General features: G+C 40.9%; 16 protein-coding genes. 14 read left to right on the top strand and 2 right to left on the bottom strand.

All coding sequences use genetic code 11. From position 1 onward, the window contains the following. The 4 genes from purM to purD are packed head-to-tail and all read left to right on the top strand — an operon-like array spanning position 1 to position 4,440. Positions 1–1,035: a phosphoribosylformylglycinamidine cyclo-ligase gene (gene purM / locus ACSU6B_RS10200; protein ID WP_098934677.1), complete on the top strand. Its 1,035-nt coding sequence runs from the start codon at positions 1–3 to the stop codon at positions 1,033–1,035. Next, positions 1,032–1,634 (top strand): phosphoribosylglycinamide formyltransferase, encoded by a 603-nt coding sequence (gene purN, locus ACSU6B_RS10195; RefSeq protein WP_410884887.1) that lies wholly within the window; start codon positions 1,032–1,034, stop codon positions 1,632–1,634. Before purM ends, purN begins: the two co-directional genes overlap by 4 nt. After that, positions 1,609–3,147 (top strand): bifunctional phosphoribosylaminoimidazolecarboxamide formyltransferase/IMP cyclohydrolase, encoded by a 1,539-nt coding sequence (purH, locus tag ACSU6B_RS10190; protein ID WP_214998039.1) that lies wholly within the window; start codon positions 1,609–1,611, stop codon positions 3,145–3,147. Before purN ends, purH begins: the two co-directional genes overlap by 26 nt. 18 nt (positions 3,148–3,165) lie before the next feature. Further along, complete coding sequence (gene purD / locus ACSU6B_RS10185) at positions 3,166–4,440, top strand: phosphoribosylamine--glycine ligase (RefSeq protein WP_214998040.1); 1,275 nt, start codon at positions 3,166–3,168, stop codon at positions 4,438–4,440. On the opposite strand, the gene ACSU6B_RS10180 is transcribed toward purD, so the two are convergent. Next, entirely contained in the window at positions 4,437–4,550 is a 114-nt protein-coding gene (locus ACSU6B_RS10180; RefSeq protein WP_348982634.1) for an EYxxD motif small membrane protein, read from the bottom strand. The two genes, purD and ACSU6B_RS10180, sit on opposite strands and share 4 nt — an antisense overlap. 238 nt (positions 4,551–4,788) lie before the next feature. After that, positions 4,789–5,091 carry a YgaP family membrane protein gene (locus ACSU6B_RS10175; RefSeq protein ID WP_410884884.1) on the bottom strand — a complete coding sequence of 101 codons (303 nt, stop codon included), beginning with the start codon at positions 5,089–5,091 and terminating at the stop codon, positions 4,789–4,791. Between the two features lie 170 nt (positions 5,092–5,261). On the opposite strand from ACSU6B_RS10175, the gene ACSU6B_RS10170 reads away from it, so the two are divergent. The 10 genes from ACSU6B_RS10170 (at position 5,262) to ACSU6B_RS10125 (ending at position 18,087) form a co-directional block, all read left to right on the top strand. Further along, positions 5,262–7,007: an adenine deaminase C-terminal domain-containing protein gene (locus ACSU6B_RS10170; protein WP_410884882.1), complete on the top strand. Its 1,746-nt coding sequence runs from the start codon at positions 5,262–5,264 to the stop codon at positions 7,005–7,007. Between the two features lie 75 nt (positions 7,008–7,082). Next, on the top strand, positions 7,083–8,132 hold the full coding sequence (locus ACSU6B_RS10165; RefSeq protein WP_439276868.1) for a DUF3048 domain-containing protein: 1,050 nt from the start codon (positions 7,083–7,085) through the stop codon (positions 8,130–8,132). A gap of 26 nt (positions 8,133–8,158) precedes the next feature. Beyond that, entirely contained in the window at positions 8,159–8,473 is a 315-nt protein-coding gene (locus ACSU6B_RS10160) for a YerC/YecD family TrpR-related protein (RefSeq protein ID WP_214998043.1), read from the top strand. A 150-nt stretch (positions 8,474–8,623) separates the two neighbouring features. Further along, complete coding sequence (locus ACSU6B_RS10155) at positions 8,624–9,319, top strand: heptaprenylglyceryl phosphate synthase (protein ID WP_410884878.1); 696 nt, start codon at positions 8,624–8,626, stop codon at positions 9,317–9,319. A 57-nt stretch (positions 9,320–9,376) separates the two neighbouring features. Next, positions 9,377–11,644 (top strand): DNA helicase PcrA, encoded by a 2,268-nt coding sequence (gene pcrA, locus ACSU6B_RS10150; protein ID WP_410884876.1) that lies wholly within the window; start codon positions 9,377–9,379, stop codon positions 11,642–11,644. 76 nt (positions 11,645–11,720) lie between these two features. Beyond that, positions 11,721–13,730 (top strand): NAD-dependent DNA ligase LigA, encoded by a 2,010-nt coding sequence (gene ligA, locus ACSU6B_RS10145; RefSeq protein ID WP_410884874.1) that lies wholly within the window; start codon positions 11,721–11,723, stop codon positions 13,728–13,730. 13 nt (positions 13,731–13,743) lie between these two features. Continuing rightward, on the top strand, positions 13,744–14,916 hold the full coding sequence (locus ACSU6B_RS10140) for a CamS family sex pheromone protein (protein ID WP_410884872.1): 1,173 nt from the start codon (positions 13,744–13,746) through the stop codon (positions 14,914–14,916). 120 nt (positions 14,917–15,036) lie between these two features. Further along, positions 15,037–16,584, top strand: coding sequence for an L-glutamate gamma-semialdehyde dehydrogenase (gene pruA, locus ACSU6B_RS10135; protein ID WP_410884870.1), 1,548 nt, complete (start codon positions 15,037–15,039; stop codon positions 16,582–16,584). A 265-nt stretch (positions 16,585–16,849) separates the two neighbouring features. Continuing rightward, positions 16,850–17,077 (top strand): hypothetical protein, encoded by a 228-nt coding sequence (locus tag ACSU6B_RS10130; protein WP_214998049.1) that lies wholly within the window; start codon positions 16,850–16,852, stop codon positions 17,075–17,077. Positions 17,078–17,100: 23 nt separating this feature from the next. After that, the gene (locus tag ACSU6B_RS10125) at positions 17,101–18,087 is read left to right on the top strand and encodes a hypothetical protein (protein ID WP_410884868.1); all 987 of its coding nucleotides are present in this window, start codon (positions 17,101–17,103) and stop codon (positions 18,085–18,087) included. Positions 18,088–18,092 lie beyond the last annotated feature (5 nt).

Here is an 18,092-nt window from a genome sequence, read left to right as displayed (position 1 = left end):
GTGGCAAATGCGTATAAGCAAGCAGGAGTTAATATTGAAGCAGGCTATGAAGCAGTAGAGAGAATGAAAAAGCATGTTCAAAAAACAGCCCGGGCTGGCGTCCTTGGCGGTTTGGGTGGATTTGGCGGCATGTTTGATTTATCAGCACTCCAATTAAAAGAACCAGTTTTGGTGTCAGGCACCGATGGGGTGGGCACGAAACTGATGATTGCCTTTTGGATGGATAAGCATGATACGATTGGGATCGATGCAGTCGCGATGTGTGTTAATGATATTGTTGTACAGGGTGCAGAGCCCTTGTTCTTTTTAGATTACATTGCGTGTGGTAAAGCAGAGCCTGAAAAAATTGAGGCAATTGTCAAAGGAATTGCCGACGGTTGTGAGCAGGCTGGCTGTGCGCTAGTTGGCGGTGAAACAGCTGAAATGCCAGGATTGTATAGTGAAACGGAGTATGATTTAGCCGGATTTACGGTTGGAGCCTGTGAAAAATCGCAGCTCATCACGGGCGAAACGATTCAAGCGGGTGATGTGCTGATTGGCTTAGCATCGAGCGGTATTCACAGCAATGGTTATTCACTTGTAAGAAAAGTATTTAATGACTGGTCGTTACTTGATTTTGTTGATGAACTCGGGTGTACATTAGGTGAAGAGTTGCTCAAGCCTACAAAAATTTATGTGAAACCGATTTTGTCCGCGTTGAAAAAGTTCCAATTAAAAGGGATGGCTCATATAACAGGCGGCGGATTTATTGAAAATATTCCGCGCATGCTGCCAGCGGGTCTAGGTGCAGAGTTGTATGAAAAAAGCTGGGATATCCCACCTGTTTTTAAACTACTATCTTCTCATGGACAAATTGATTACCAAGAGATGTATAATATTTTTAACATGGGGATCGGCATGGTGATTGCTGTGGATCCGGAAAATGCAGCTGACCTGTTAGAACATTTTAACCAATCTGGAGAGACCGCTTATGAAATTGGTGTGGTAACTGGGAATGAAGGAATTAACATCAAGGCTCAAGGTGGCCGCCTATGAAAAAGATAGCTGTGTTTGCATCAGGGAGCGGAAGTAATTTCCAAGCCATTATTGATGTAGTTCAAGCAGGCCATCTTGATGCAGATATTTCTCTTTTAGTTTGCGACAAACCGGGTGCCTTTGCGATTGAAAGAGCAAGAGCAGCAAAGATCCCGAGTTTTGTTTTTACCGCAAAGGACTATACTAGTAAGGAACATTATGAGGAAGAAATTTTAGCTCAATTAAAGACCTCAGGTGTAGAATTCATTGTCCTTGCCGGATACATGCGCTTGATTGGTTCGAAATTGTTAGCTGAGTATAAAGGAAGGATCATCAATATCCATCCTTCACTGCTTCCAGCTTTCCCTGGAAAAGATGCGATTGGGCAGGCACTGGCTGCTCAAGTGAAGTGGAGCGGTGTCACCATCCATTTCGTTGATGAGGGAATGGATACGGGCCCAATCATTATTCAGGAGCGGGTTCGACTCGACGAAAATGAGACAAGAGAAAGCCTGCAGCAGAAAATCCAGAAAAGCGAACATAAGCTTTATCCATCCGTACTGCAAATGCTATTGACACAAGGAGATGTAATCAATGACACAAAAGCGCGCGCTAATTAGTGTTTCTGACAAAAATGGAATAACTGAATTTGCAAGGGATTTAGTCAGCCTAGGATATGAACTTATTTCCACAGGAGGCACGAAAAAGGCTCTTCAAGAGCAGGGTATACCTGTTCTTAGTGTTAGTGATGTAACTAATTTTCCAGAAATTTTAGAAGGTCGTGTAAAAACATTAAATCCATTGATCCATGGCGGCTTGCTTGCAAAGCAGGATGATGTAAAGCATCAACAACAGCTAGACGAGCATGGAATACAAGCAATTCAACTGGTTTGCGTCAATCTTTATCCTTTCCAGCAAACAATCGAAAAGCCAGATGTTACAGTTGCCGATGCGATTGAAAATATTGATATCGGCGGTCCAACGATGCTTCGTGCTTCTGCCAAAAACCATCAATATGTCACTGTTGTGGTCGATCCAACTGACTACGAGACTGTAATTGCTGAATTAAAAGCAGATGGTGAAACGAAGTTTGAAACAAGAAGAAAGCTTGCAGCAAAGGTGTTCCGCCACACGGCAGCCTATGATGCCTTAATTGCGGAGTATATGACCCAGTTGGCTGAAGAAAAGAATCCAGAGACATTAACCGTAACATATGAATTAAAACAGTCTCTTCGTTATGGGGAAAATCCACACCAACAAGCAGCTTTTTATAAAAAGCCACTTGGTTCGACATTCTCGATTGCGAATGCCGTCCAGCTTCATGGAAAAGAGCTATCTTATAACAATATCAACGATGCGGATGCAGCCTTGCAGATTGTTAAAGAGTTTGCAGAACCAGCGGCTGTAGCCGTAAAGCATATGAACCCATGCGGTGTTGGAACAGGTGAAACAGGGTATGATGCGTTCACAAAAGCATTTGCGGCCGATCCTGTGTCCATTTTTGGCGGAATCATTGCTTTTAACCGTGAAGTAGATGCCCAAACAGCAAGCAAACTTCATGAAATTTTCTTAGAGATTATCATTGCGCCTTCCTTCTCAGAGGAAGCATTAGCGATTTTAACGGGGAAAAAGAATCTTCGCCTGTTAACCATTCCGTTTAATGATGTTAAAAAACCAGAGTTAAAAATGACAACGATTGAAGGCGGATTGTTAGTTCAGGAGCAAGACCGTTATACATTAGAAGATGCGAACGTCACGGTTGCCACGAAAAGACAACCGACAGATGCAGAATGGGAAGCATTAAAGCTGGGCTGGAAAGTTGTCAAGCATGTGAAATCAAATGCGATTGTGGTTACTAATGAGGATATGACCATTGGTATTGGTGCTGGACAGATGAACAGAGTAGGTGCAGCTGAAATTGCGTTGAAGCAAGCTGGTACAAAGGCTGAGGGAGCGGCTCTTGCATCAGACGCCTTTTTCCCAATGGACGATACCGTTGAAGCAGCGGCAAAAGCTGGAATTACGGCAATTATTCAGCCAGGTGGATCCATCCGTGATGAGGATTCGATTAAAAAGGCTGATGAATATGGAATTGCAATGGTGTTTACAGGAGTTAGACATTTTAAACATTAAACCGATGGAGGGCATTCGATGAACGTACTGATTATCGGCCGTGGTGGTAGAGAACATGCAATTTGCCGAAAAGTAAGTGAAAGCGCAGGATTAGAAAAAGTATTTGTTGCTCCTGGTAATCCCGGAATGGCAGATGTAGCGGAACTTGTCTCGATTGCAGAGTCGGAACATGAACAGCTCCTTCAGTTCGCTAAGGACAATGGAGTGGGCTTAACGATTATTGGACCTGAGGTACCCTTGCTAGAGGGACTTGCTGACAAATTTGAAGCTGCTGGTTTGGCCGTATTCGGTCCGCGCCAAGCAGCAGCCGAGATTGAAGGAAGCAAGTCATTCGCAAAGGAATTAATGAAGAAATATCAAATTCCTACGGCTGATTATGCTGTTTTCACTAAATATGAGGATGCCCGTAACTACATTGAGGAAAAAGGTGCGCCGATTGTCATTAAAGCGGACGGATTAGCAGCAGGAAAAGGTGTCACCGTAGCGCTCACGAAAGAAGAGGCCCTTGCTAGTGTGGAAGAAATGCTTGTTGATGCAAAATTCGGTGCAGCGTCATCCCGTGTAGTCATTGAAGAGTTTTTAGCGGGTGAGGAATTTTCGTTAATGGCATTGGTGAATGGTGAAGTCGTCGTACCATTAGAAATCGCTCAAGATCATAAACGCGCCTATGATGGTGACCTTGGTCCAAATACAGGCGGAATGGGTGCTTACTCACCTGTTCCTCAAATCGGTGCGGAGACCGTTCAAACGGCTGTTGATACTGTCCTAATTCCGGCGGCAAAAGCAATGGTACAGGAAGGCAGAAGTTTTTGCGGCGTGTTATATGCGGGTTTGATAAAAACACCTGATGGTCCCAAGGTGATTGAATTTAATGCCCGTTTTGGTGATCCCGAGACACAAGTAGTGCTGCCTAGATTGAAGTCGGATTTAGTTCAAGTCGTGTTGGAGCTCTTAAATGGAGGATGTCCTACTCTTGAATGGGATGAACAGGCTATGATCGGTGCTGTAGTGGCTGCGAAAGGGTACCCTGAGGCATATGAAAAGGGTGCAGTGTTAACAGGGTTAGCAGAGTTAAATGATCAAGAGGTTTTCACTTTTCATGCAGGAACAGTGAAAAATGATGCAGGTGAGTTTGTTACTGCTGGAGGCAGGGTGCTTCTTGTAGGAGCCAAAGCCGAAAGTATAGTAGAAGCGCAAGAAAAAGTGTATCGTGAACTGGAAAAGTTAACATGTGATGGTGTGTTTTATCGAAAAGATATCGGTGCAAAAGCGATCCAACCCGTTACGCGCTAACGGGCTCGCCTCTTTCCAGTTCGACGGATAAACACATAAAGAAGTGCGACAATGCTGCCGATAATGGCAATTAGAACAAACGACATATCCGTTAGATACTCCCAAAACATAAACAATCAACTCCAATTAAGGGCTGACCTCTTTAGGGTCAGCTCTTTTTTAGCAAAATAAAGGTGAAATTTGATTTTTTTTATAAAAATTTGGGCTATTTCTACGAGAAATTGAATTTTATCCACCAAAATATAAATCATTTATACGAAATATTAAATTTATCCACCAAAACTTGAATTATTTTTACGAAAAATTGAAAATATTAACAAATACTAACAGGAGTCTCCAAATTCAAATTTAAGTTGGATTATATGGAACCAATTGATCTTCATCCCCATTAAGTCCTTCCATTCCATCCATTGAATCCATCGCCCGATCGTGATCCTCGATCATGCACTGACATTTTTCAAATAAAGCAGTAAGCGGACAATAGCGGACAATTCCCTCTGCTACCTTCATGGCCCCACACAATGCGACAAACAAATAAGAATCTCTCCAAGGGTGTTTGACCTGTTTAGAGGTAGTCCAGGAAAGAATCGTTAAGCCAATCGTAATCCGAATTAATGCATTTAAGATACTAATATTTGGTTTAACATTCATTTTGTTCACTCCTTCACAAATTGTTTACAAATATTATCAATTCTTTAATGCGTTAAACAGTAAAATATGATAATATTGTATCTAAAGAATTTTTTGTAAGGGCTTTCTTTACTGTTAAATCAACTTATTATTGTATAGATAGTTTTTTTAAAAAAGGGGAGGGAAGACGTATGCTAGAGCAACGCTACCGCTGGAAAAATAAACACTTACGCATGCATGTATCCGTTTTGGATGGAAAAACGTCTCCAACCATTTTATTGAAAAACGCCTTGTATTTAAATCAGACGTTTCAAAAGTGGTTAAGAGCAAATATTTGGATTTGTGAAGATCGGATTGTTTATGTGGGTGAGAACTTGCCAACACATCTTGATAACTGTGAAATCATTGATTGCACCAATGAGATTCTTGTTCCGGGATACATTGAACCACATGCCCATCCGTTTCAATTATATAATCCCCAAACACTGGCTGCGTATGCATCCCAGTTCGGGACAACGACATTAATTAATGACAATATGGCCCTTGTTTTACATTTGGAAAAAGGGGAAGCGTTTACATTATTAAAGGATCTTCGTTCTATTCCAACAACGATGTTTTGGTGGAGCCGTTTTGATTCACAAACAGAAATTCTGCATGAAGAAGAAATTTTTTCACATAGTAATGTTAAATCATGGCTTGAGCACGATGCAGTTCTTCAGGGCGGGGAATTGACAGGATGGCCCAAACTGCTTGATGGCGATGATATGATGCTCCATTGGATTCAAGAAGCAAAACGGATGCGCAAGCAAATTGAAGGCCACTTTCCAGGAGCTTCGGAAAAAACATTGGCAAAAATGATGCTGCTTGGTGCGGACTCTGACCATGAAGCGATGACAGGTGAAGAAGTATATAACCGATTAATGCAAGGGTATATGGTGTCTTTAAGGTATTCATCGATTCGACCTGATCTTCCGAACATATTGGATGATATGAAGCGACTAGGCATAGAGGCATATGATAGATTAATATTTAATACTGATGGCTCATCCTCAACCTTTTACGAGCAAGGAGTCACTGATGCAATGATTCGCATTGCCATTGAAAAAGGTGTTCCGGTTATTGATGCCTATAACATGGCAACAGTAAACATTGCCCGCTATTACAATATTGACCATCTCCATGGTAATATTGCCACTGGCAGGGTAGCCAATATAAACTTCTTATCCAGTATTGAAAATCCAACACCTGTTTCCGTTTTAGCGAAAGGAAAATGGGTCAAACGGGATGGACAGCGAGTGGCCGATGCCTACCCGCCAATTACTTGGAACGAATATGGACTAAAGCCGATGGAGTTGGATTGGGATTTGTCAGTAGATGATATGCAGTTTTCCATGCCGTTTGGGATCAAGATGGAAAATGCCGTCATCACCAAGCCATATTCCATTTCTATTGATGCTTCAGGAGATGAACTGCCATCACATCATGATGAATGCTTTTTTACATTGATTGACCGCAATGGGAAATGGCGAATTAATACGTTATTAAAGGGATTTGCGACTACATTATCAGCGTTGGCCAGTTCGTATTCAAATACCGGAGATATTATTTTAATAGGAAAAAATAAACAAGATATGCTCCACGCTTTTACTAGAATGAAAGAATTAGGCGGCGGCATTGTGATGGTTGAGGACAATCAGGTCGTGTGCGAGTTACCATTAACTTTAGGTGGAATCATGTCAAACCTTCCAATCGAAGAATTAATCAGTCATGAAAAAAGGCTGCTTACCGAGTTAAGAGAACGAGGCTATTCATTTTCAGATCCTATATACAGTCTTGCCTTCTTTTCTGCAACACATTTGCCTTACATTCGGATTACCCCACAGGGAATGTACGATGTAATGAATAAAACAGTACTCTTTCCGTCAATAATGCGTTAAACTGTAAGTGAGTAAAGTTTTAAAGCGTGAAAGTGTTTTTCTTTATTGAAAGTAAATAGGGGTGTGTTCATGAAAATGAAAAAATGGGTTGTTTTCGTGATGGCTTTCTTGTTACTACTTTCTGGGTGTAGTGATAAGGAAAAGGTTATGGAAACAGTAAAGAAGGAAAAACCTGTAACTCAAACAGAGAATAAACCAGAAGAGAAACAAGTTGACCCGTATTCTTATCCATTAACAGGGATTGGCTCTGAAACCAGCACAGATGGAAGAGCGGTAGCTGTAATGATTAATAATCACCCAAAAGCAAGACCCCAATCGGGCCTGAACAAGGCAGATATCGTCTATGAAATTCTAGCAGAGGGTGATATCACTCGCTTCTTGGCAGTATTTCAAAGTGAAAAGCCGACAAATATTGGTCCGGTAAGGAGTGCAAGGGACTATTATATATACTTGGCAAAAGGACTTAATGCTCTTTATATTGCCCATGGCTATAGCCCGGAAGCAAAGAAACTCCTAAATGGTAACTATATTGATAATTTAAATGGGATGGTCTATGATGGTACACTATTTAAACGCTCTAAAACCCGAAAAGCACCCCATAACTCCTATATTACGTATGAAAACATTTTAAAAGGTGCTAAGCAGAAGAAATACTCAATGGAAAAAAGTCCAGCACCATTTAAATTTTTCACAAAAGAAGAAAGTAAAAATATTACGGGTAAGGATGCTAAATCTGTAAAGATTACTTATTCTAAGAGTGGAATTTCCAATTCAGTCTTTAAATTTGACGATACGATCGGTAAATATATTCGTTTTTCAGGCAACGAGCAAACCATTGATTTAGATACAAAAGAGCCTGTTTTGTTGGATAATATTTTTATTATCGAAGCTGAGCATCAGTTTATCGATTCCTATGGGCGCCGAGATATCGATTTTAAGTCTGGCGGAAAAGCCTATTTGCTTCAAAAGGGTAAGGTCAACCAAGTGGAGTGGATGAATAATAACGGTGAAATTGTTCCAGTCAAAAATGGTGAAGAGGTTCCACTCGTCCAAGGAAAAACATGGGTCAATGTTGTACCAACCAAACCTGGTCTTCAGAATATTGCCACGTTTGATGTAAACTAAATAGACATTTTAAAGGGGTAAACAATATGCAAATTAATAAATTACGGGGTAAGGAGCTTGATCAATTGTTTCAAGCCGTTCTTTCCTTAAATGATCTTGAAGAGTGCTATCGCTTTTTTGACGATTTATGCACAATTAATGAAATTCAATCATTAGCACAGCGTCTGGATGTAGCAAGAATGCTACGCGAAGGGAATACGTATCACAAAATTGAAACGGAAACCGGAGCGAGCACAGCCACCATTTCACGGGTGAAACGCTGCTTGAACTATGGAAACGATACGTATGAAATGGTCCTTGAACGAGTTAAGGGCGAAAAGACTGCAACTGAACAAGAATAAACAAACCGGAGAAATTGCTCTTCGGTTTTTCTTTTTCACCTTTAAAATTGGTTATGATTTCTATATTTAGATTTAGTGTTTTCTTTTTTTATCGAATCGGCTAGTGCTATAATGGTGAAATGGAATTAATGATATGGGAGGATCTTTTTGATGTATGATTTTCGCGAGTGGCGGCATGTGTTTAAACTCGACCCAAATAAAGAAATAGCGGAAGACCGTTTAGAAAAAATCTGTGAATCAGGAACCGATGCCATTATCGTAGGTGGGTCAGATGGGATTACATTAGAAAAAGTCCTCGATTTGATGGCAAGAATTCGTAGGTTTTCGGTCCCATGTGTCCTTGAAGTATCAACGATTGAGACGGTTACACCAGGATTCGACCTTTATTTTATTCCAACCATTTTAAATAGCAGCGATACCAAATGGATTACGGGACTTCACCACCAAGCGGTTAAGGAATTTGGTGAAATCATGGATTGGGAAGAAATTATCATGGAAGGCTATTGCATTTTAAACGAGGACTGCAAAGCTGCGAAACTGACAAATGCGAAAACAAACATAACCAATGAAGAGGTAATTGCTTACGCGGTAATGGCTGAAAAAATGTTTCAGCTGCCGATTTTTTATGTAGAATATAGCGGTAAATATGGTGATGTTGAACTGGTTGCGAACGTAAAAAAGTCGCTTGAAAATACAATCCTTTTTTATGGCGGAGGAATAACAACCATTGAACATGCCGCAGAAATGGCCAAGCATGCAGATGTCATTGTGGTCGGAAACGCCATTTATGAAAATTTTGACCTTGCCTTGGAAACAGTAAAGATTGACCGATCATTGCTAAAGTAGAAAAATAGAGTTAAGATAAAAATAAGAACAAATGTTTGTAATGGTGGTGGATATTAAATGCAATATTTAACTGATAAGCTATTAAACGGACTGAATCCGGAGCAGCAAAGTGCCGTTAAGGCAACCGATGGACCGCTGTTACTAATGGCTGGTGCCGGAAGTGGTAAGACAAGAGTTCTGACACATCGAATTGGCTATTTGATCGTAGAAAAAAGAGTAAATCCTTATAATATTTTAGCGATTACGTTTACAAATAAAGCCGCACGAGAGATGAGAGATCGGATCGGAAAAATGATGGGCGGGGCTGCCGAAGAAATTTGGATTTCCACCTTTCACTCGATGTGTGTAAGGATTTTACGCAGAGATATTGACCGAATCGGCTTTAATCGTAATTTTACGATTCTTGATTCAACTGATCAGCTATCCGTGGTCAAAGGAATTCTTAAGGAAAAAAATATTGATCCGAAGAAATTTGATCCACGTGCTATATTAGGAGCCATCAGCTCAGCGAAAAATGAGTTAATCGAACCTGACGAATATAAGAAAACAGGTGGAGGCTATTTTGAAGACGTCGTAGGTAATGTCTACGAAGAATACCAGAAGCGATTACGAAAGAATCAAGCACTGGACTTTGATGATCTCATTATGCTGACGATTCAATTATTTAGACGGGTTCCTGATGTCCTCGGATATTATCAGCGCAAATTTCAATATATTCATGTCGATGAGTATCAGGATACGAACAAAGCACAGTATCTGTTAGTAAAGTTACTTGCAAGTCGTTTCAAGAATTTATGCGTGGTAGGGGATTCTGACCAATCCATTTATCGATGGCGCGGAGCGGATATCGCAAATATCCTTTCGTTTGAAAAAGACTATCCGAACGCAACCGTTATTTTGCTAGAGCAAAACTACCGTTCAACAAAAAGGATTCTTCTAGCTGCCAATAAGGTCATCCAAAACAATCTAAACCGTAAAGCGAAGAACCTATGGACCGAAAACCCTGAAGGCAACAAACTTGTTTATTACCGTGCGGATAGTGAGCAGGGGGAAGCACAATTCGTTGCTGGAAAAATTAAAGAATTAACCCGTAATCATCAGAACAAATTAACCGACATTGCCATCCTTTATCGCACGAACGCTCAATCCCGTGTCATGGAGGAAGTACTTCTAAAATCGAATATCGAATACTCAATCGTCGGCGGAACAAAGTTCTATGACAGGAAAGAAATTAAGGATATGTTAGCTTATTTACGCCTAATCTCCAATCCTGATGATGATATTAGCTTACGCCGTGTCATCAATGTTCCGAAGCGAGGAATTGGGTCAAGCTCCGTCGATAAAATCGCCGATTTTGCCGACATGCATGATTTATCCCTTTTCCAAGCTCTTGAGTCAGTGGAACTATTGGGCTTGAGTCCGAAAATCACCAAAGCAGCTAGAGAATTCCGCGATTTAATCGGAAATTATACCAATATGCAAGAGTTTCTGTCTGTTACAGAACTAGTTGAAGAAATATTGGAAAAATCTGGGTACCGTGAAATGCTCAAAGCGGAAAAATCGCTGGAAGCTCAAAGCCGTCTTGAGAACCTTGAGGAATTATTATCTGTGACGAAAAGCTTTGAAGATTCAAGTGAAGATAGGAGTCTTGTTGCCTTTTTAACTGATTTGGCCCTGGTAGCTGATATTGATTCGCTTGATGACGATGGTGAAAAGGCAGATTCAATTACGCTCATGACCTTGCACTCAGCTAAAGGGCTGGAATTCCCGGTTGTCTTCTTGATTGGTATGGAAGAAGGTGTATTCCCTCATAGCCGATCTTTGATGGAAGAAGTAGAAATGGAAGAAGAGCGCCGTCTAGCCTATGTAGGAATTACTAGAGCGGAGCAAACACTGTTCCTGTCAAACGCCCAAATGAGAACATTGTTTGGGAGAACCAATATGAATCCACCTTCTCGCTTTATAAAAGAAATCCCTGAAGACCTGATCGAAGGAGTCGAACCAGCGGAGAAAAAAGTGAATTCACCATTTGGATCGACTGGAAAATCATTTGGCTCAGGACGCAGCACATCGTTCGGAACGCCGAAAACGTCATTTGGTACACCGGCTGCAGCCAGAAAACCAGTCATGCGCCCAGTTTCAGCTCCTTCTGGGGATGAGGCTGGCTGGAAGGTTGGCGATAAAGCCCAACATGGTAAATGGGGGATCGGAACCGTTGTAAGTGTAAAAGGCCAAGGGGAAGGAACGGAGTTAGATATTGCCTTTCCAAGTCCGGTTGGAATCAAACGCCTGTTAGCTAAATTTGCTCCGATTAATAAAGCGTAAATGATAGATTAACGAAAATTTTCATGAGTGGCTGGCCAGTTACTCATGAAAGTTTTCGGGTGAAAGGACTGGATTTATGGACCTTCAAAATGCAGAAAAGAGAATCAATGAAATAAGCAGCCTATTAAATCACTATGGCTATGAATACTATGTTTTAGACAAACCATCTGTACCAGATGCTGAATATGACAAATTAATGCATGAACTGTTGGAACTTGAGGAGAAATTTCCGCAATTAAAAACAGCAGATTCGCCGTCAGTGAGGGTTGGCAGCACCGTGCTCGATCTGTTTGAAAAGGTAGTGCATCGTACACCGATGCTTAGTCTTGGCAATGCTTTTAACGAGCAAGATTTAAGGGATTTTGACCGTCGCATCCGTCAAGCTGTCGGGGACGATATTTCTTATGTATGCGAGTTGAAAATTGACGGCCTGGCTGTATCGTTACGATATGAGGATGGTCTATTTGCACAAGGCGCTACCCGTGGAGATGGGACCATTGGTGAAGATATTACCGCTAATATAAAAACCATCAAATCCGTCCCGCTCCGTCTCCGCGAAAATGTTTCCTTGGAGGTTCGCGGCGAAGCTTATATGCCCAAGCGCTCGTTTGAGGCCTTGAATCAAACAAGGGAAGAACGCGGCGAGGAGCTATTTGCGAACCCTAGAAATGCAGCAGCAGGATCGCTAAGACAGCTTGATCCGAAAATAGCTGCTTCTAGAAGGCTGGATGTCTTTTTATATGGAATTGGAAATATCAGTGAAAGCAGTGGGATAGAGTCACATAGTGAAGGCCTTGATTACTTGGATCGACTCGGCTTTAAAACAAATCATGAGCGGAACAAGTGTGCATCGGTTGACGAAGTGATCGAATATGTCAATAGCTGGGTCGAAAAGCGCCCGCACCTTCCCTATGAGATTGATGGAATTGTCATTAAAGTAGATTCCTATGCCCACCAGGCAGCACTCGGAACGACAGCAAAAAGTCCGCGCTGGGCCATTGCTTACAAGTTCCCTGCAGAAGAAGTGGTCACAACTCTTTTAGATATTGAGTTAAGTGTTGGTAGAACAGGTGTGATTACCCCCACGGCCATTCTTGAGCCAGTCAAAGTAGCAGGAACAACTGTACAGCGTGCATCCTTGCATAATGAGGATTTAATCCGGGAAAAGGATATCAAGCTTGGTGACAAAGTCGTTATCAAAAAGGCAGGGGATATTATTCCAGAGGTGGTCAATGTTTTGGCTGACCAGCGGACAGGGGAAGAAGTGGAATTCCACATGCCGACTCATTGTCCCGAGTGTGAAAGTGAGCTCGTGCGTTTTGAAGGTGAAGTGGCTTTACGTTGTATTAACCCTAAATGTCCTGCACAGCTTCGGGAAGGCTTAATTCATTTTGTTTCAAGGGTCGCGATGAACATCGAGGGTCTTGGGGAAAAGGTGATCAGCCAGCTTTTTGCTGAAAAATTAATTGCCGATGTTGCCGATATTTATAAGCTTACTCGTGAACAGCTTCTAACCCTTGAAAGAATGGGTGAGAAATCAGCTACTAATCTTATTAAAGCCATTGAGATATCGAAAGATAATTCACTTGAAAAGCTTTTATTTGGACTAGGGATCCGTCATGTTGGTGCCAAAGCAGCAAAGACGTTAGCCCAACAATTTGGTACGATGGACAAACTCGCAGCGGCCACCAAGGAAGATTTAATCGCGGTTAATGAAATTGGTGATAAAATGGCGGATTCTATCGTCGCCTATTTTGAAAAAGAAGAGGCTGTGGAGTTAATCAACGAATTAGTTATTGCTGGTGTTAATATGGAATATAAGGGTTCCAGACCAGTTTCTGCAGAAAATTCCGATTCCATTTTTGCAGGAAAGACCGTTGTTCTTACAGGGAAGTTGGAACGTTTATCCAGGAATGAAGCAAAGGATAAAATCGAAGCGCTGGGCGGGAATGTGGCTGGAAGTGTCAGCAAAAAAACACACCTTGTCATTGCAGGTGTTGAGGCGGGTTCAAAACTAACCAAGGCACAAGAACTAGGAATTGAAGTGTGGGACGAGGAGAAACTCCTAGTTGAATTAAATAAATAAGAGGTGTATCGACGTGAGAAAGATCTCATTGCTCGCTCTCTCCCTTGTCTTTTTGCTGAGTGCCTGTGCACCAAACTTTGAGAAGCAAAATGAGGTTGTGCAAACGAAGGAGAAAGTGAAAGGGAAGGCAATTATTCCAAAGTATAATATTTCGGACAGCTATTACCGGACAATTTTGCCATTTGAACCAGGGGAAGCACGCGGATTGGTTGTCAATAATATCAATACAAGATATGACTTAAACGAATTTGAAATGGGCTTAATGAGAATTGCCCAAAATTCTTTTGATACAGAAAAATATTTATTTCGTGAAGGACAGGAAATCAAAGAAGAGACAATAAGACTTTGGTTAAACCGTAAATACACGAAAGAGCAGTTCAAGGAAAAGAAAAAAGTAGATCCAACACTAAAAGATGCTGATAATATTGGGCTAAATCCTGTGGATACTGGAAGCAAGGGTGAACCGAGTTCGCCAATCTATTTAGCTCATATTTTAGAACACGACTACTTAATAAAAAATGAAAAGGGGAATGTAACACTCGGAGGTGTTACGATTGGCCTTGCCTTAAATTCAGTTTACTACTATAAACAGACATCAGACGGCGATACCCTTGAGGAAAAAGTCCCGCATTCAGAAGTGATCAGTGAAGGGAAGAAAATAGCTGCAGAAGTGATAAAGCGTATGAGGAGCATAAAGTCTTTAAAGGACGTTCCAATTACGATTGCCTTGTTTGAGCAAGCAAGCAAGTCTTCCGTCGTTCCTGGTAACTTCATTACCTATTCCACTGTCGACAATGGCAGTACAACTTTAAATAGCTGGGAAAATGTAAATGAAAAGTACTTTCTTTTCCCTTCCGCAGATGCACAGGAAGAACATCGTGATGATGTCACTGCGTTTTTAAATTTTAAGCAGGATGTGGAGGAGTATTTTCCTAACTATAATGGTGTGATTGGCAGAGCCTTTTACATTGGAGACCAACTGCAGGATTTAAATATTAACATTCCAATTCAATTCTATGGAAAAACAGAAGGAATAGGTTTTACGCAGTATGTAACCGGCCTTGTCATGGAACATTTTCCTAAGTATTTGTCTGTCTCGGTAAGTGTTACATCTGTGGATGGTCCTGAAGCACTGATTGTCCGAAAGGCTAATGAAGAAGAACCTTTTGTCTATATTTATCAATAAGATCTGGCTAATGCTGGGTCTTTTTTTGTGGGACCCGACAATTATTGCGGCCTTTAAATGAAACATGTTAGAATGAACAGTGGAGTGTAAACGTTTTTAATACATAGGAGGGTTTAACAAATGGTACAACCTTACAAGCACGAACCATTTACAGATTTTACGATTGAAGAGAACCGTCAGGCCTATCTAAAGGCGTTAAAAACAGTTGAAGGTTACTTAGGTCAGGATTACGACTTAGTTATTGATGGAGAAAGAATTGCAACAGAAGATAAAATTGTTTCTTATAATCCTTCCAATAAGGAAGAAGTAATTGGCCGTGTTTCAAAAGCTAGCCAAGACCTAGCTGAAAAAGCAATGCAAGCAGCAGTCGAAGCATTTAAAACTTGGAAAAAGGTCAAACCTGAAGTCCGCGCGGATGTTTTATTTAAAGCTGCAGCCATTATTCGCCGCCGCAAGCATGAGTTTTCTGCTCTAATGACGAAAGAAGCAGGTAAACCATGGAGAGAAGCGGATGCAGATACCGCTGAAGGAATTGATTTCCTTGAATACTATGCACGCCAAATGCTAGCACTTAAAGATGGTGTACCCGTTCAAAGCCGTCCAAATGAATTTAATCGTTATTCATATATTCCCCTTGGTGTTGGTGTTATTATCTCGCCATGGAATTTCCCATTTGCGATCATGGCAGGAACTACAGTAGCAGCTATTGTTTCTGGTAACCCGGTTCTATTAAAACCCGCTTCAACTACTCCTGTGATTGCAGCGAAGTTTGTTGAAGTCATGGAAGAAGCAGGCCTGCCTAAAGGTGTTCTTAACTTCGTACCAGGAAGCGGTGCTGAAGTGGGCGACTATTTAGTGGACCATAAAGATACTCGCTTTATCAGCTTTACTGGTTCCCGTGATGTTGGACTTCGAATTTTCGAGCGTTCTTCGAAAGTGAACCCAGGACAAGTATGGATGAAACGTTTGATTGCTGAAATGGGCGGTAAAGATACCATTGTGGTTGATAGTGAAGCAGATCTAGAGCTTGCTGCTCAATCAATTGTTGCAGGTGCGTTTGGCTTCTCAGGTCAAAAATGTTCTGCGTGTTCACGTGCGGTAATCGTAGAAAGTGTTTACGATCAAGTATTGAATCGTGTCGTTGAATTAACTAATGAGTTAACGGTTGGAGATCCAACTGAACAAGCTACGTTCATGGGTCCTGTTAACGACAATAATGCGTTCAAAAAAATCATGGAATACATTGAAATCGGCAAACAAGAAGGCAAGTTAATGGCTGGCGGCGAAGGAGATAATTCTAAAGGTTATTTCATTAAACCAACGGTTATTGGGGATCTTGCTCCAAAAGCACGTATTATGCAGGAAGAAATTTTCGGCCCTGTTGTTGGTTTCACAAAGGCAAAGAACTTCGATGAGGCGCTTGAAATTGCGAACAACACAGAATACGGCTTAACTGGCGCAGTTATTACTACAAACCGTGCCCACATGGAACAAGCTCGTGAAGACTTCCATGTTGGAAACCTGTACTTTAACCGTTCATGTACTGGAGCCATCGTTGGTTATCAGCCATTTGGCGGCTTCAATATGTCCGGAACCGACTCCAAAGCAGGCGGTCCTGACTACTTGCTGCTTCATATGCAGGCAAAAACAACTTCAGAAATGTACTAATATAAAAGAAAAACCTCTTTCCACACGTGGAAAGAGGTTTTTTTGTAAAGAATAATAATGTAAGTCACTTTATTCGGGGGCGTAGACTAAAAAAGTTTTTTCAGGTTGAAATTTCCTCCTTATATAGAAAACCTACTTTCGATAAAATACATTACCTAATTCAACCAATGAAAGGATTTTATGTAATTTAAAAAGTTACCTATATTAAAAATAATGATAATATAGAGAAAAGGCAGTAAGGAACTAAAAGTGGGGGATTGTAAAATTGATTCCATTATATCTATTTCACGTCACATCAGTCCAACATAGTGAAAATTTACTTTGGACATTTTTAATCTGTAATATTTTTGTTGTCACAGCAGGACTTACGTTTATGTATAAATTATTTCGACAGAAAAATGTTCGAGGGGCTGGAATTACGTTTGCGATTGCGTTAGCTGTGAATTATATTCTTATTGCCATCTTTGGGGATATATTTGATTTACTTGGATAAGCGCTAGAGAGGAGATGATATCGTTGAAATATTATCGTTTATGGGTACTTGCCTTTCTATTAAAATTTATTGGTTCAGCATGGGATGCTTCTTATCATTTTAAATATTTATTTGAGGAATACTCCATTCCCCATATTGTTAATACCATCGGTTTTGCTTTAGGCGCATATTTGTTAATTCAAGAGTGGCGGCGTTTACATTATCTGGACCGATTTTCTAGAAACCTGATTACAATAGGCTACGTTATATTCCTAATTGGGATCCCACTAGATTTCACCTATCATATTGCGTATGGAATTGATTTAACCACATGGAGTCCAACCCATTTTATTTATTATATTGGTACAGCAATTATGATTTTTGGGGTCTGGCGCGGTTACCTTCAATATACGAGAGATATTCAACCGTCATGGTGGTCAATTCATACTTGGTTTGCCATGTATCTCCTTGAATGCTTGATGTTTCCGAATATGCAACAGGAAAATGGGGCCATTTCATATGATCAATACATTCATGGAAAATCGATTGCCTCAAAGCAAATCCTTGATCTAATCTCAGATCCTGCCTCACAGATTTTTGGCGGCATTCCGGAATGGGTCTATCCTATCTATTCAATCCTAATGGTCGCTCTCCTAACAATTCTAATCATCCGATATTGCCGCAGTTATTCCATACCTGTGATGGCGACGGCACTTTATATCCTGTTAAGGTTTGTAGGCAAAGCTATTTTTGCTGCAGTTGGTTATCCAACCTCTTATGTACCGATAACGCTTTTATTCATTCCTTTATGCTATTTATTGTTTAGAAAAAACTCCCGGTTAGCTGGTCTGGCAGGCAGCCTAGCATATTTTCTTGCCTTGTTTGCAATCCATAAAACAGGTATTCTCATCACTCCACCCTTGGTATTATGGGAACTTGCCCCTGTTGTAGTAATTGGTGTGCTTGTTCCGATGATTCATTCAATGGTAAAACTTTTTAAAATAAGGAAAACTGAAAAAAAGGTGGTTTAGAGTTA

The sequence above is a fragment of the Neobacillus sp. C211 genome (assembly GCF_051842875.1).
Lineage (GTDB): Bacteria > Bacillota > Bacilli > Bacillales > Cytobacillaceae > Neobacillus.
The sequence above is the reverse complement of the archived record's forward strand: the minus strand, read 5'-3'. Positions and strand labels throughout refer to the sequence as shown.

Excerpts from the sequence above, each read along its gene's own strand:
- pcrA (WP_410884876.1), top strand. The coding sequence starts at position 9,377 with ATGCAATATTTAACTGATAAGCTATTAAACGGACTGAATCCGGAGCAG.
- pruA (WP_410884870.1), top strand. The coding sequence starts at position 15,037 with ATGGTACAACCTTACAAGCACGAACCATTTACAGATTTTACGATTGAA.
- purH (WP_214998039.1), top strand. The coding sequence starts at position 1,609 with ATGACACAAAAGCGCGCGCTAATTAGTGTTTCTGACAAAAATGGAATA.
- purD (WP_214998040.1), top strand. The coding sequence starts at position 3,166 with ATGAACGTACTGATTATCGGCCGTGGTGGTAGAGAACATGCAATTTGC.
- ACSU6B_RS10160 (WP_214998043.1), top strand. The coding sequence starts at position 8,159 with ATGCAAATTAATAAATTACGGGGTAAGGAGCTTGATCAATTGTTTCAA.
- ACSU6B_RS10170 (WP_410884882.1), top strand. The coding sequence starts at position 5,262 with ATGCTAGAGCAACGCTACCGCTGGAAAAATAAACACTTACGCATGCAT.
- ACSU6B_RS10165 (WP_439276868.1), top strand. The coding sequence starts at position 7,083 with ATGAAAAAATGGGTTGTTTTCGTGATGGCTTTCTTGTTACTACTTTCT.
- ligA (WP_410884874.1), top strand. The coding sequence starts at position 11,721 with ATGGACCTTCAAAATGCAGAAAAGAGAATCAATGAAATAAGCAGCCTA.
- ACSU6B_RS10180 (WP_348982634.1), bottom strand. The coding sequence starts at position 4,550 with ATGTTTTGGGAGTATCTAACGGATATGTCGTTTGTTCTAATTGCCATT.
- purN (WP_410884887.1), top strand. The coding sequence starts at position 1,032 with ATGAAAAAGATAGCTGTGTTTGCATCAGGGAGCGGAAGTAATTTCCAA.
- ACSU6B_RS10175 (WP_410884884.1), bottom strand. The coding sequence starts at position 5,091 with ATGAATGTTAAACCAAATATTAGTATCTTAAATGCATTAATTCGGATT.
- ACSU6B_RS10155 (WP_410884878.1), top strand. The coding sequence starts at position 8,624 with ATGTATGATTTTCGCGAGTGGCGGCATGTGTTTAAACTCGACCCAAAT.